The organism is Mesorhizobium sp. USDA 4132, assembly GCF_056279545.1.
The window spans coordinates 2,164,558-2,178,647 of record NZ_JBWCCP010000001.1 but is presented as its reverse complement, the minus strand read 5'-3'; the positions used below and the strand labels follow the sequence as shown (position 1 = coordinate 2,178,647).

The following is a 14,090-nucleotide window of genomic DNA, read 5'->3' as shown; positions in this document are numbered from 1 at the left end:
GTGCGCACCGACCAGACCCTGAAAGGCGTTCTTCTCGCCTTCGCCTCGTTTGCCGCCTATTCCTGGAGCGATGCCAGCGTCAAGATGATCGAGGGCGCGCTGACGCCCTATGAGATGGGCTTTTTCGGCGCCGTCTTCATGCTGGCCGGTTTTCCCTATCTCATGAAACCAGGCGACAGCTGGCTCGACGTGGTGAGAAGCACCAACCGGCCGCTATGGGTCCTGCGCTTCTTTTCCGCCGCGATGGGGACGATCGGCAGTGTTGCGGCTTTCACCTATCTGTCGATGGCGGAAGCCTTCGCGCTGATCTTCCTGCTGCCGTCCTTCGTGACGATCATGTCGGTGCTCTTCCTCAAGGAGATGGTAGGCATCCGGCGCTGGAGCGCCGTGATCATCGGCTTCATCGGCGTTCTGGTCATATTGCGTCCGGGATTCCGCGAGCTTTCGATCGGGCATGTCGGCGCGGTGTTTGCAGGGTTTTCCGGGGCGATCTCGATCATCGTCTATCGTGCCATCGGACCGTCGGAGAAGCACATCTCGCTCTACGGCGCCGGCGTCCTTGGCGTTCTCATTATCCTCGGCGTGCTGATGATCCCGGACTTCCACTGGCCGACACTGCCGCAATGGGCGATGCTGGCGGGCTACGGCCTGCTGGCGGCGCTCGCCACCGTCTGGCTGATGTATGCCGCCAATAACGCGCCCGCCGCCGTGATCGGCCCGACCCAATACAGCCAGATGCTCTGGGCCATCCTGTTCGGTTATCTGATCTTCGGCGACAAGGTCGACCTGCCGATGCTGATTGGTATCGTGTTGATCATCGGCTCCGGCCTCCTGACGCTCGCCCGCGAGCGGGCACGCCACGTGCCCCTGCCCGCCTCTGTCGCGACCGATGCGCAAGCCGCCGTCGTTACCGTGCCTGACAATAAATCAGATACATAATCATGTTTTTGCCAGTTCGGCGAACTGGGTCATCACCTGTGCGGCGGCCGTCAATCGCTTTTCGGGCGACGGCAGGTCGCGGGTCAGGAACACGCTGTGGTCCGGCCGGATCTTTGCGAGCGTTCCCTGCTTGGCGATATAACCGACCAGATTGGCCGGGTTCGGGAACTGCTTGTCGCGGAAGGTAACGACGATGCCCTTGGGGCCGGCGTCGAGCTTCTCGACATTCGCCTTGCGGCAGAGCGACTTGATGTAGACGACCTTCAACAGGTTCTGCACCTCGACCGGCATCGGGCCGAAACGGTCGACCATTTCCGCGCCAAAACCATCGATCTCCGACAGGTCTGTGACTTCGCCGAGGCGGCGGTAGAGGCCCATGCGCAGGTGCAGGTCGGGCACATAGGTTTCCGGGATCATTACGGTGATGCCCACGGAGATCTGCGGCGACCAGCCGGTATCGGTGATCTCGTCGTCGCCCTTCACTTCTGCGACCGCTTCCTCCAGCATCTGCTGGTAGAGCTCGAAACCGACCTCCTTGATATGGCCTGATTGCTCTTCGCCGAGCAGATTGCCGGCGCCGCGGATGTCGAGGTCGTGGCTGGCGAGCTGGAAGCCTGCGCCGAGCGTGTCGAGCGACTGCAGCACCTTGAGGCGGCGCTCGGCCATCTGCGTCAGCGTCTTGTTGACCGGCAGGGTGAACAGCGCGAAGGCGCGCACCTTGGAACGGCCGACGCGGCCGCGCAGCTGATAGAGTTGCGCCAGGCCGAACATGTCGGCGCGATGGACGATCAGCGTATTGGCGGTCGGCACGTCGAGGCCGGATTCGACGATCGTGGTCGAGAGCAGCACATCGTATTTGCCGTCGTAGAAGGCATTCATGATGTCTTCGAGTTCGCCCGCCGCCATCTGGCCATGCGCAACCGCGACCTTCAATTCCGGCACGTCGGACTGGAGGAAAGCCTGGATTTCCGGCAGGTCCGCGAGCCGCGGGCAGACGTAGAAACTCTGGCCGCCACGATAATGCTCGCGCATCAGCGTTTCGCGGATGACCAGCGGATCGAAGGGCGAGATGAAGGTGCGGACCGCCATGCGGTCGACCGGCGGCGTGGTGATCAGCGACAATTCGCGTACACCCGTCATGGCAAGTTGAAGCGTGCGCGGGATCGGCGTTGCCGAGAGCGTCAGGACATGCACGTCGCTCTTCAGTTCCTTCAGCCGTTCCTTGTGCTTGACGCCGAAATGCTGCTCCTCGTCGATGATCAGCAGGCCGAGATTGGCGAACTGGATACCGGCTCCGAGCAGCGCGTGGGTGCCGACGACGATATCGACCTTGCCGTCGGCAAGGTCCTTCTTGGTCTGGGCGAGTTCCTTGGCGGGGACCAGCCGGGACGCCTGCTCGACCTTGATCGGCAATCCACGAAAACGCTCGCGAAACGTCTTGAAATGCTGGCGGGAGAGAAGCGTGGTCGGCACAACGACTGCGACCTGCGCGCCGTTCATGGCGGCGAAGAAAGCAGCACGCAACGCCACTTCCGTCTTGCCGAAACCGACGTCGCCGCAGACGAGGCGGTCCATCGGCCGGCCGGCGCCGAGATCGTCACGCACGGAATCGATGGCATTCGCCTGATCCTCGGTCTCGTCATAGGGGAAACGGGCGGCGAATTCGTCGTAGAGCCCTTCCGGCGTGGTCAGAACCGGCGCGCGGCGGGTGATGCGGGTGGCGGCGATGCGGATCAGCGCGTCCGCCATATCGAGCAGGCGTTTCTTGAGCTTGGCCTTGCGGGCCTGCCAGGCGCCACCACCGAGCCTGTCGAGCTGGGCTTCGGCGGCGTCCGAACCGTAGCGCGACAGGAGATCGATGTTTTCGACCGGCAGGAAGAGTTTTGCCTGGTCGGCGTAATGCAGTTCCAGGCAGGCGCGCGGGGCGCCGGCGGCCTCGATCGTCACCAGGCCGACGAATTTGCCGATGCCATGCTCGGCATGGACGACCAGAGAACCTTCGTCGAGGCCGGCAACTTCTGTCAGGAAATTGGCGCCGCGCTTGCGGCGCTTGCCGCGGCGGACCATGCGGTCGCCAAGAATGTCCTGCTCGCCGATGACGACGATATTGCCGGTCTCGAAACCGGCTTCGAGGCTGAGAACGGCAGACGCCGCCTCGCCCTTTTCAAGCTTGTCGAGATCGGCAAACTTGTCGATCTGGTTGATGCGCTTCAGCCCGCGCTCGTCGAGCACCTGCAGCAACCGGTCGAGCGAGCCGGCGGACCAGCCGGTGACAAGAACCTTGGCACCCTCGGCCCGCTTGTCGGCGATATGTTTGACGACAAGGTCGAAGACGTTGACGCGTTCGTCACGGTCTTTTTCTTCCGTCTGGTTTTTCGCCCAGCGCGGACCGGCATGTGCATCCAGGGTCACCACCCGGCGACCGTCAGCATCCATCTCGTTGAACGGCGTCAGACGCACCGCGTTGGCGGCGTCGAGCGCTGCGGCAAAGGCCTTGCTTTCGAGGTAGAGCTGACCCGGTGAAACCGGCTTGTAGGGCGCGGCTTGAGCGGCCGCACCCTTGCCTTGAGTGCCGCTGTCGCGCCGTGCCTCGTAATAGTCGAGCACCAGTTTCGAACGCTCGCCGGCCGCTTCGCGGGCCGTATGGTCGGTGACGATCCGGAAACCCTTGAGGTAATCGAAGGCGGTTTCGAGACCGTCGTAGAACAGCGGCAGCCAGTGTTCCATGCCGGGGTAACGCCGGCCTTCCGAGACCGCCTGATAGAGAGCGTCGTCGCGGGTCGCGGCGCCGAACAGCGACAGGTAGTTCTTCCGGAAGCGGCTGATCGTGTCCGGCGTCAGCGTCACCTCGCTCATCGGGTTCAGATCGAGGGTGCGCGCCTGGCCGGTCGTGCGCTGGCTGGCCGGATCGAACGAGCGGATCGATTCCAGGGTATCCCCGAAGAAATCGAGACGTACCGGTTCCTCGGTGCCCGGCACGAAGACATCGAGAATGCCGCCGCGCACCGCAAATTCACCGACTTCGCGGACCGTCGCGACGCGCTCGAAACCGTTGCGTTCCAGCCGTGCGGCGATGTCGTCCATGCGGATCTGATTGCCCGGCTTGGCTGAGAACGCGAGGCTTTCGATGATCTCGGCAGGAGCGATTTTCTGCAGCATTGCATTGACGGTGACGAGCACAATCGCTGCATGCGGCTTCCTGGCATGAGAGATCAGGCCGGACAGGGCCGCCAGCCGGCGAGCCGAAACGTCGGCGCTCGGCGAGACGCGGTCATAGGGAAGACAGTCCCAGGCGGGCAGCGTCAGGACCGGGATTTCCGGCGCCACGAAGGACAGCATCTGTTCCAGGTCGAGCATCCGCTGGCCGTCTGACAGGACATAGGCGACCGCCTGGCCGGCGCGAGCGAGCTCGGCAAGGATCAGCGGCTCCATGCCCGGCGGCACGTTGCCTATGGTCAGCGGGGTCTGCGCCGCGGCGATCTTCTTCGCGTCGAAGCCGGGAATCATTGGGCCAGAATTCATATCTTGTTTCCGAGCCTTGCTTCCAGGGAGGCTTTGGTGACGGGATCGAAATCCGGGTTATAGGCAGCGACACGCGCGAAAAGCGGCGTTTTCCTATGCTCGGGTAGGACTTGAGCCCCGGTGATCCAGGCATGCAGGTCGTGGTCGTCCTCGCCCATGATCGCCTCGAACTCGTCGAGTTCCGCATCCCCAAGATTGGCGATCTCGGCTTCCGCGAAACTGCCCAGAACCAGGTCCATCTCGCGGATGCCGCGATGCCAGCAGCGATAGAGGATGCGCCGGCGGCGCGGGTCGAGATCCGCGCTGGTGCGGGATAGTCCTGTCATGGCCGTGTCCTTGTTTTGCCGTTCATATAGGACGCTTTTCCGCCCTCGTCACCTTGCCAAGAGAGCAAAATCCATCGCATTTTGCGCGCCATGCGTCCCGCCATACTCGATCCGCTGTTCTCGCCCGTCGCCTCGCTTGCCGGTGTCGGGCCGAAGCTTGCCGAACTGATCGCCCGCGTCACCGGCCGTGACGATCCGGACGACTGCCGCGTCGTGGATCTGCTCTTCCATGCTCCCTCCTCGCTGATCGACCGGCGCAACCGGCCGGGCATCGCGCTTTCGCCGCAAGGAGCGATCGTCACGATCGAAGGCCGGGTCGACCGCCATCAGCCGCCGCCGCCCGGCAAGTCCAATATGCCCTATCGGGTCTTCCTGCTCGACGATACGGGCGAGCTGGCGCTCACCTTCTTCCGGGCCAAGGGAAATTGGCTGGAAAAGTCGCTGCCGATCGACGAGATGGTGATGGTGAGCGGCAAGGTGGACTGGTTCAACGGCCGGCCCTCGATGGTGCACCCGGATTTCATCGTAAAGTCTTCCGAGGCTGAAAACCTGCCACTGGTGGAGCCGGTATATCCGATGACGGCCGGCCTGACGCCGAAAGTGCTGCGCAAGGCGATCGACGGCGCCGTCACCCGCATGCCGGAACTGCCAGAATGGGCGGATGCGGCGCTGGCCGTGCGCCAGGGTTTTCCTTCGGTGGCGGAGGCCTTTCGCGGACTGCACGATCCGGGCGACGCAGCGGATATCGATCCGCAGGCCCCTGCCCGCCGCCGGCTTGCTTATGACGAGTTCCTCGCCGGCCAGGTGTCCCTGTCGCTGGTGCGCCAGAGGGTGCGCAAGGTCCCGGGCCAGCCGATCCGCGTGAAGGGCGATCTTGCCGCAAAGATCATCGCCAATCTTCCCTTCTCGCTGACACCCAGCCAGAAGTCGGCTGTCGCGGATATCATCAAGGACATGGCCGGCGAAGACCGCATGCTGCGGCTGCTGCAGGGCGATGTCGGCGCCGGCAAGACGCTGGTGGCGCTGCTCGCCATGTCCGCAGCCGTCGAGGCCGGCGGCCAGGCGGTGCTGATGGCGCCGACCGAAATTCTCGCCCGCCAGCATTTTGCGACGATCTCCAAGCTCGCAGGTGCTGCAGGCGTCGCGGTCGAGGTGCTGACCGGCCGCACCAAGGGACGCGAGCGCGACCAGATCATCGAGCGGATTGCGTCAGGCGAAGCGCAGATCATCGTCGGCACCCACGCGCTCTTCCAGGATGCGATCAACTATCACAATCTGATGCTCGCCGTAGTGGACGAACAGCACCGGTTCGGCGTGCATCAGCGCCTTCGGCTGACGGCCAAGGGAATTTCCCCGCATATGCTGGTAATGACCGCGACACCCATTCCGCGCACGCTGGTGCTCGCCGCGTTCGGGGATATGGACGTCTCGAAGCTCACCGAAAAACCGGCCGGCCGCAAGCCGATCCAGACCGTCACCATCCCAACCGAACGGATCGGCGACATCGTCGCCCGGCTCAGGAGCGCGATCGGCGAGGGAAAAAAAGCCTATTGGATCTGCCCGCTCGTCGAGGAATCGGATGCTTCCGACCTGATGTCGGCGGAGGAGCGTTATGCGGTGCTCGCAAGGGAACTCGGTCGTGATGTCGGGTTGATCCATGGCCGGATGAGCGGGCCCGAGAAGGACGCGGTGATGAGCGCCTTCAAGACTGGCGAAATCCGGTTATTGGTCGCGACCACCGTGGTCGAAGTGGGCGTCGACGTGCCGGATGCGACGATCATGGTCATCGAACATGCGGAGCGGTTCGGCCTTGCCCAGTTGCACCAGTTGCGCGGCCGCGTCGGGCGCGGCGACGAGGCTTCGACCTGCATTCTGCTCTACAAAGGGCCGCTCAGCGAAACTGGCAGGGCGCGGCTTTCGATCCTGCGCGACAGCGAGGACGGTTTTCTGATCGCGGAGGAGGATCTGAAGCTGCGCGGCGAAGGCGAGCTGCTAGGCACCCGGCAGTCCGGCACGCCAGGTTTCCGGATCGCCAGCCTGGAAGCGCATGCGGACCTGCTGGAGATCGCCCGCAAGGATGCGGCCTATCTGTTGGAGAGGGATCCCGAACTCACCAGCGAACGCGGCCAGAACATGCGCGTGCTGCTTTATCTGCACCGCCGCGACGAGGCGATCCGGTTCCTGAGAGCCGGGTGATGCGGCCGTCGGCAGGGGGTACGATGGTCAAGATCATCTGACGTTGATCTTCGACCTTCCCCCCGACCGTCGGGGAGAAGGCTTGCGTTAGGGACCTTACTTCTTGGCAACGCCCGGAAGCGTGACGCGAAAAACCTGGAACATGGTGTCGACATCCGCGCCACCGGCCGCCTTATAGGCATTGCCGACCTGGAAACCGTCCTGGGTCAAGAAGTCGTTGTCGTTGGCGACAAACAGGAAGAAGTCGTCCGGAGCGGAGGCATCGAGCGCGCTTGCGATCGACATGGCTTCCCATTTTTCCGAAAGATTGTTCCTGTCGTTCGGCGCGCCGTTATGCAGGCCGAAGCGAGCGAGTTCCTGGGCGTCGTTTATGTCGATGAACGACGTCAGGACCGCAGGTTTTACGGTCTCGTCGACCTTGCCCTTCGAAGCGACCGGCTTGAGACCGTCGAAATCGGTGCCGGCAATATCGGTGGCACTGGTGAGATCGATTAGGTTGATCTTGCGGTAGACCGACGTGTCGCCCTTCACGCCCTGGCCGCTATTGCTGTCACGCGCCAGAACAAGGAAAGCCTTGTCGGACAGCGCCAGGATTTCGCTCGCGGCGGCAACGGCAACCTTGCCCTTGTTATCAAAGGTCGGCAGCGGCACGACATATTCATGCACGAGCTTGAGGTTGTCGATGTCGGAAGCGTCATAGACCAAGGCGCGGGTATTCATGCGCGTCGAGCTGGAGTCGCCGCCATCCTGAATGGGCGCGGACTGCAGCAGGGCGATCACGAACTTGCCATCCGGGGTCATCGCCATGCCTTCGAGGCCCTGGTTGTTCTGGCGACCACTTTCCGGATCCTTCGGATCCGGTACCTTGCCGCCAGGGCCGGGATTGTTGGAAGAGAAGTCCAACCGGCCCTTGCGCATCGGCAGCAGGGCCTTCGGCGGCTGAGTAGCGGAGATCAGCTTACCATCAATGGAAAAGTGATAGATATAGGGGCCGTATTCGTCGCTGATCAAAAGCGAACCGTCCGCCAGGCGGATGACGGCCTCGGGATCGAGGGAGACTTTGCCGGTCGAGGCCTGCGGCATGGCCGGCATTTTGGCCGCAGCGGCGCGAACGCCCGACTCCGGATCGAGACCGGTCATGTTCTTGCCGGCGTCGTCGGTCAGCAGCATGGTCTCCGCGAGCTTTGCCTGAACGCCAGCCTGCTGCTTGTCGGAGGACAGGGCCTGGTCGGCGGCAGCTGGCGCCAGCCGGATCTCGATCTTGTTGATACGCGAATTGTAATCGGTCGTGCCGTCGACATTGTAGCCGCGATCGGGCAGCAACCAGAGGGAACCGGCATAACCATCGGCATCCTTCTTCCAGTCGGTCGGGTCGATCGCCATGCCGGAACCGGACCCGAAAGTCTCGCCGAACTTGTCACGCTGGCCGGCCGGAATGCGGCCGACGGCGACGAGGCCCTTGTTAACGATGGTGATGCCGGCGCCCGTAGCACTCGTCTCGGCCAGCAGGACCGAGTTCGAAATCAAAGACGAAGCAATCATTGTGGCCGCAAGCAGTGCGGCCTTACGCGCATAACCCATGGAATGGTTCCTTGTTCAAGCCTAGAAGGGCCAGCGGCTTCCCGCCGTTGCGCGTCGAATGAATGTTGCGACGCGCGCTCCCTGCTTCTTCTTAGGCGGCTGCGGTGACACTGACGTGACGCCCCGCACGGGCGCTTATGGCGCCGGCAGGACGGCGGTCGGCAGGCCGGGGATGGGCTTGTAGTCCGGCGCGATGAGGCCACCCGATATCAGCAGCTTGGCACCCTCTTCCGGCGTCATGTCGAGCATGATGATCTTGCTTTTCGGCACGAACATCAGGAAGCCGGCGGTCGGAACCGGGGTCGGCGGCAGGAAGACACCGACCATTTCCTCTCCGTCCGCATTGAGCTTTGCCGCGATCTCCCCCTGCGCGTCACCGGAGATGAAGACCAGCGCCCACATGCCGGGGCTCGGAAACTCGATCAGTCCGCATTTCTTGAAGGAGGTCGACTGTTCCTTCAGCACCGTCTCAAAGATCTGTTTGATGCTCTTATAAATGCTGCGGATCAGCGGCATCCGGTGCAGGATCGATTCGCCGAACTTGACGATCGAGCGGCCGATCAGGTTCTTGCCGAGAAAGCCGATAATGGTGATGAGCACCACGGCGATCAGCAGACCGGTGCCAGGAATGGTGATGTTGAAATAATATTGCGGATCGTAGCGCCGCGGAATGTAGGGCGTAACCCAGCTATCGGCCCAGTCGATAAAGGTGAAGGTGAGCCAGATGGTGATGGCAAGCGGCGCGCAGATGATCAGGCCGGTTAGGAAGTTGTTCCTGAGACGGCCGGCCAGCGATATTCGCTCTGGACTGTCGCTCATCCGATTTTCCTGCATACTCTCAGCATCGCCGCAATCATCTGTTGCGACAATGCCGGATGCGATGTTGCGATGCAAGGAAAAGCCGGTGGATATCACTCCACCGTGACGGATTTTGCCAGGTTGCGCGGCTGGTCGACATCGGTGCCCATGAAGACAGCCGTATGATAGGCAAGCAGCTGGATCGGCAGCGAGAAAATCATCGGGGCGATGATCTCGTCGACATTCGGCAATGCTATCGTCGCCATGGTCGGCAGCTTGGAAGCCGCCGCCCCCTTTTCGTCGGTGATGAAGATGATCTTGCCGCCGCGCGCCGCCACTTCCTGCATGTTGGAAACGGTCTTTTCGAAGAAACGGTCATGCGGTGCGATGACAATCACCGGCATATGTTCGTCGATCAGCGCGATCGGCCCGTGTTTCAACTCACCGGCGGCATACCCTTCGGCGTGGATATAGGAGATTTCCTTGAGCTTCAGCGCACCTTCCATGGCAAGCGGAAAACTGGTGCCTCGGCCGAGGTAAAGGACATCCTTGAACCGCGACAGCTCGCGCGACAGCGCCTCGATCTGCGGCTGGATGTCGTTCAGTACCCGACTCATGATCCGCGGCATTTCGGCGAGGTGTTTCACCATCGCCTTCTCATCGCCCGCCGTCACCGTGCCGCGGGCGCGACCCGCACCGATCGCGAGCGCGGCAAGAACCGCAAGCTGGCAGGTAAAGGCCTTGGTGGAGGCGACACCGATCTCCGGGCCGGCGAGGATCGGGAAGATCGCATCCGATTCGCGGGCGATGGTCGATTCCCTGACGTTGACGACCGCGCCGATCTTGAGGCCGTTGTCCTTGCAGTAACGCAGGGAGGCCAGAGTATCGGCTGTCTCGCCCGACTGGGAAATGAACAGTGCCGCTTGGGACGGCGACAACGGCAGTTCGCGGTAGCGGAATTCGGAGGCGACGTCGATTTCGACCGGCAGACGCGCATAACGCTCGAACCAGTATTTGCCGATCAGGCCGGACAGATAGGCCGTGCCGCAGGCGGCGATCGCCAGGCCGGAAACCTTGCCGAAATCGATCGCCGTATCGTTCGCCTTCACCGTATGGGTCGCGAAATCGATGTAATGGCTGAGCGCATGGGAGATGATTTCCGGCTGCTCGTAGATTTCCTTCTCCATGAAATGGCGGTGATTGCCCTTGTCGACCATGAAGGCCGATGCCTGGGAAATCTGGCTCTGCCGGGTCACCGGCTTGCCGTCGTAATCGATGATCTCGGCGCCCTTGTGGGTCATGACGGCGCAGTCGCCGTCGACCAGATAGGTGATCTCGTTGGTAAACGGAGACAGCGCGATGGCATCGGACCCCAAAAACATCTCGCCGCGGCCGTGGCCGATCGCGAGCGGCGGTCCGAAACGGGCGGCCATGATCGTGCCCGGGTCGTCCTCGAACATCACCACCAGCGCATAGGCGCCGGAGACCCGGTTCAGCGTCGCCAGCATCGCGGCGCGATGGTCGAGGCCCTGGCGGGTGTATTTTGCGAGCAGATGTGCGACGACTTCCGTATCGGTCTGGCTTTCGAAGACGGCGCCTTCGGCCAGCAGTTCGTCCTTCAGCTCAGAAAAGTTCTCGATGATACCGTTATGGACGACGGCGGCGCCATCGACGAAATGCGGATGGGCGTTGGTTTCGTTCGGGACGCCGTGGGTTGCCCAGCGGGTATGGGCGATGCCGATCGTGCCGGGCAGCGGCTCGGCGTCGAGCTTCTTTTCGAGATTGAAGAGTTTTCCCTCGGCGCGGCGGCGGTCCATCCGGCCCTCGTGGACGGTCGCCACGCCGGCGGAATCATAACCGCGGTATTCGAGCCTTCGCAACGCATCGACGAGACGCGCCGCCACCGGCGAATTTCCGACGATCCCGACAATTCCGCACATGAACGACCCTCTTCGCTTCGTGGAACCCGCGCGAACTCCTAGCCGATTGCAGGTTTTGCGCAATCGGCCCGCCGGTCACTTTCGATGTCGGAAAGTAACGCGCAAATGTTAATGGCCGGGCTACTTTTGCGCCTTCCTGGCGACCTTGAGGGCGAGTGCCCGCTCGCGGAGGATTTTCGCGCGCTCCGGCTTCACTTCCTGGCGGGCACGGCCAAGCGCCAGCGCATCGGCCGGGACATTGTCGGTAATGACGCTTCCCGAGGCGACATAGGCGCCGTCGCCAATCGAGACGGGTGCAACGAGCGACGAGTTCGAACCGACAAAGGCGTTGGCGCCGATCCGCGTCTCGTGCTTGTTGACGCCGTCGTAGTTGCAGGTGATCGTGCCGGCGCCGATATTGGCATGGGCGCCGACAAAGGCATCGCCGATATAGGTCAGGTGGTTGACCTTGGCGCCTTCGTCGATCCTGGCATTCTTGACCTCGCAGAAATTGCCGACCTTGGAGCCGGCCGCAAGATCGGCTCCGGGGCGAAGCCGCGCGAAAGGTCCGACGGTCGCGCCGCCGCTCACATGAGCGCCTTCGATATGCGAAAAGGCGTGGATCACGGCCCCGCCGTCGATCCGAACGCCCGGACCAAACACGACGTTGGGCTCGATCAACACGTCCTGACCGATCTGCGTATCATATGAAAGGAACACGGTTTCCGGCGCAATCATGCTGACGCCCGAGATCATCAGTTCGTGGCGGCGGCGTTCCTGCCAGAGCCTTTCGAGCATGGCCAGTTCGGCGCGGTTGTTGCAGCCGGCGACTTCCGTTTCCGGCGCATCGACCGCCACGACCTTGCCGCCGGCGGCGCGGGCGATCTCGACGATATCCGTCAGGTAATATTCGCCCTTGACGTTTTGATTGGTGATGCCCTCCAAAAGCGACAGCGCCTTTTGGCCGTTAATCGCCATCAGGCCGCTATTGCACCAGGTGACCTTGCGCTCTTCGTCCGTCGCATCCTTCTCTTCGCGGATCGCGATCAGCTCGCCGTTTTCAACCAGCAGGCGGCCGTAACCGGTCGGCTTGTCCGTATGAAAACCGATCACCACGACATCCGCGCCGGCGGCAAGCTTTTCCCGCGCCTCCGCGAACGGCGCGGAAGTGATCAGCGGCACGTCGCCATAGGCGACCAGGATGTCGTCGTAACCGCGGACAATCGCTTGCTTCGCCGTCAGGACCGCATGGCCGGTGCCGCGGCGCTCCGCCTGCAGAAAAGCCTCGACGGAAACACCCATCGACCGCGCCGGCCCTGGCCACTCCGTCTGCGTCGCGGCCGACGACCAGAGCCGCCTCGGTCACGCCGGTCGATGCCACCGCCGCCATCACATGCGCGATCATCGGACGCCCGGCAATCGGATGCAGCACCTTCGACATCGACGATTTCATGCGTGTGCTGTCGCCGGCGGCGAGGATGACGGCAAGGCAGGAACGGCTCATGGGGATTCTCCTTCTCAGGCGATTTGCCGCTTCATACCAGCAAGATGATTGACGGGCGATAAAAGCCTTATGTGCGCCGGAAACAAAAAGGGCGCCCCGAAAAGCGCCCTCCATTCTGTGAACTCGACCACTGCCCGTCGCTTAGCTCCGGACGTTCGTCGCTCGAAACGATCCGCCGATCGTTTCGTCGGCCGGGCCGACCAATCCTCGTTACTTCGGCAGTTTGTCGTCCACGCCTTCGACGTAGAAGTTCATGCCGAGCAGGGTGCCGTCATCCGACTTTTCGCCGGCCTTCAGCCATGCGCTGCCGTCCTGCTTGTTGATCGGGCCGGTGAACGGATGCAGTTCGCCCGACTTGATCTTGGCTTCTGTTTCCTCGGCCATCGCCTTCACGTCGTCCGGCATATTGGTATACGGCGCCATGGTCAGGATGCCGTCCTTCAGGCCGTCCCAGATCTGCTCGGACTTCCAGGTGCCGTCGAGCAGCGCTTTGGTGCGCTTGATGTAATACGCACCCCAGGTGTCGACGATGGCGGTCAGCTGCGTCTTCGGGCCGGCCGCGATCATGTCGGAGGCCTGGCCGAAGGCGAGGATGCCGCGCTCGGAGGCGACCTGCATCGGAGCGGTCGTGTCGGTGTGCTGGGTCAGGATATCAACGCCCTGGTCGATCAGCGCCTTGGCGGCATCGGCTTCCTTGCCCGGGTCGAACCAGGTATTGGCCCAGACGACCTTCAGCTTGAAGTTCGGATTGATCGACTTCGCGCCGAGTTCGAAGGCGTTGATGCCCATCACCACTTCAGGGATCGGGAAGGAGGCGATGTAGCCGGCAACGCCCTTCTTCGACATCTTCGCGGCGATCTGGCCCTGGATGTATCGGCCTTCATAGAAGCGCGAATTGTAGGTGGCGAGGTTCGGAGCGGCCTTGAAGCCGGTCGCATGCTCGAACTTCACATCCGGGAATTTCGCGGCGACCTTGACGGTGGCGTCCATGAAACCGAAGGAGGTGGTGAAGACCAGCGAGCAGCCCGAGCGAGCCATGCGCTCGATGGCGCGTTCTGCATCCGGGCCTTCCGGAACGTTTTCGAGGAAGGGCGTTTCAACCTTGGCGCCTAATGCCTTGTCGAGCTGCTGGCGACCGAGTTCATGCGCCTGGGTCCAGCCACCATCCGTCTTCGAACCGACGTAGATGAAACAGACCTTCTTCTTCTCCTGGGCTTGGGCGCCTGTCGAAAAACCGCCCATCAGGGCGGCCGATGCGGCAAGGGCGATAATCAGTTTCTTCATTTCCTGACCTCTATTGGCTTG

The 14,090-nt window shown here is 62.5% G+C and carries 8 protein-coding genes and 1 pseudogene; 2 read left to right on the top strand and 7 right to left on the bottom strand.

Features of this window, described 5'->3' with window-relative positions; all coding sequences use genetic code 11:
- Window positions 1–939 carry a DMT family transporter gene (locus tag ACZ9IU_RS11250; RefSeq protein ID WP_038542981.1) on the top strand — a complete coding sequence of 313 codons (939 nt, stop codon included), beginning with the start codon at window positions 1–3 and terminating at the stop codon, window positions 937–939.
- Here the strand turns inward: ACZ9IU_RS11250 and mfd are convergent, their stop codons facing one another.
- Together mfd and ACZ9IU_RS11240 are read right to left on the bottom strand one after the other, a co-directional pair.
- Window positions 940–4,446, bottom strand: a complete 3,507-nt coding sequence (gene mfd / locus ACZ9IU_RS11245; RefSeq protein ID WP_038542980.1) for a transcription-repair coupling factor — start codon at window positions 4,444–4,446, stop codon at window positions 940–942.
- 11 nt (window positions 4,447–4,457) lie between these two features.
- On the bottom strand, window positions 4,458–4,787 hold the full coding sequence (locus ACZ9IU_RS11240; protein ID WP_038542977.1) for an FAD assembly factor SdhE: 330 nt from the start codon (window positions 4,785–4,787) through the stop codon (window positions 4,458–4,460).
- Between the two features lie 90 nt (window positions 4,788–4,877).
- Between ACZ9IU_RS11240 and recG the strand changes: the two genes are divergently transcribed.
- Complete coding sequence (gene recG, locus ACZ9IU_RS11235) at window positions 4,878–6,983, top strand: ATP-dependent DNA helicase RecG (protein ID WP_038542976.1); 2,106 nt, start codon at window positions 4,878–4,880, stop codon at window positions 6,981–6,983.
- Window positions 6,984–7,079: 96 nt separating this feature from the next.
- On the opposite strand, the gene ACZ9IU_RS11230 is transcribed toward recG, so the two are convergent.
- The 5 genes and pseudogenes from ACZ9IU_RS11230 to ACZ9IU_RS11210 all read right to left on the bottom strand — a co-directional run bounded on the left by ACZ9IU_RS11230 (window position 7,080) and on the right by ACZ9IU_RS11210 (window position 14,069).
- On the bottom strand, window positions 7,080–8,564 hold the full coding sequence (locus ACZ9IU_RS11230; RefSeq protein WP_038542973.1) for an esterase-like activity of phytase family protein: 1,485 nt from the start codon (window positions 8,562–8,564) through the stop codon (window positions 7,080–7,082).
- 135 nt (window positions 8,565–8,699) lie between these two features.
- Window positions 8,700–9,383, bottom strand: coding sequence for a DUF502 domain-containing protein (locus tag ACZ9IU_RS11225; protein ID WP_038549191.1), 684 nt, complete (start codon window positions 9,381–9,383; stop codon window positions 8,700–8,702).
- Window positions 9,384–9,475: 92 nt separating this feature from the next.
- A complete protein-coding gene (gene glmS, locus ACZ9IU_RS11220; protein ID WP_038542971.1) occupies window positions 9,476–11,302 on the bottom strand; it encodes a glutamine--fructose-6-phosphate transaminase (isomerizing) in 1,827 nt (608 codons plus the stop codon).
- Between the two features lie 120 nt (window positions 11,303–11,422).
- Window positions 11,423–12,785 (bottom strand): annotated as a pseudogene (gene glmU / locus ACZ9IU_RS11215) (bifunctional UDP-N-acetylglucosamine diphosphorylase/glucosamine-1-phosphate N-acetyltransferase GlmU).
- Window positions 12,786–12,995: 210 nt separating this feature from the next.
- Entirely contained in the window at window positions 12,996–14,069 is a 1,074-nt protein-coding gene (locus ACZ9IU_RS11210) for a BMP family ABC transporter substrate-binding protein (RefSeq protein WP_038542966.1), read from the bottom strand.
- Window positions 14,070–14,090 lie beyond the last annotated feature (21 nt).

Excerpts from the sequence above, each read along its gene's own strand:
- mfd (WP_038542980.1), bottom strand. The coding sequence starts at position 4,446 with ATGATTCCCGGCTTCGACGCGAAGAAGATCGCCGCGGCGCAGACCCCG.
- ACZ9IU_RS11240 (WP_038542977.1), bottom strand. The coding sequence starts at position 4,787 with ATGACAGGACTATCCCGCACCAGCGCGGATCTCGACCCGCGCCGCCGG.
- recG (WP_038542976.1), top strand. The coding sequence starts at position 4,878 with ATGCGTCCCGCCATACTCGATCCGCTGTTCTCGCCCGTCGCCTCGCTT.
- ACZ9IU_RS11230 (WP_038542973.1), bottom strand. The coding sequence starts at position 8,564 with ATGGGTTATGCGCGTAAGGCCGCACTGCTTGCGGCCACAATGATTGCT.
- ACZ9IU_RS11225 (WP_038549191.1), bottom strand. The coding sequence starts at position 9,383 with ATGAGCGACAGTCCAGAGCGAATATCGCTGGCCGGCCGTCTCAGGAAC.
- glmS (WP_038542971.1), bottom strand. The coding sequence starts at position 11,302 with ATGTGCGGAATTGTCGGGATCGTCGGAAATTCGCCGGTGGCGGCGCGT.
- ACZ9IU_RS11210 (WP_038542966.1), bottom strand. The coding sequence starts at position 14,069 with ATGAAGAAACTGATTATCGCCCTTGCCGCATCGGCCGCCCTGATGGGC.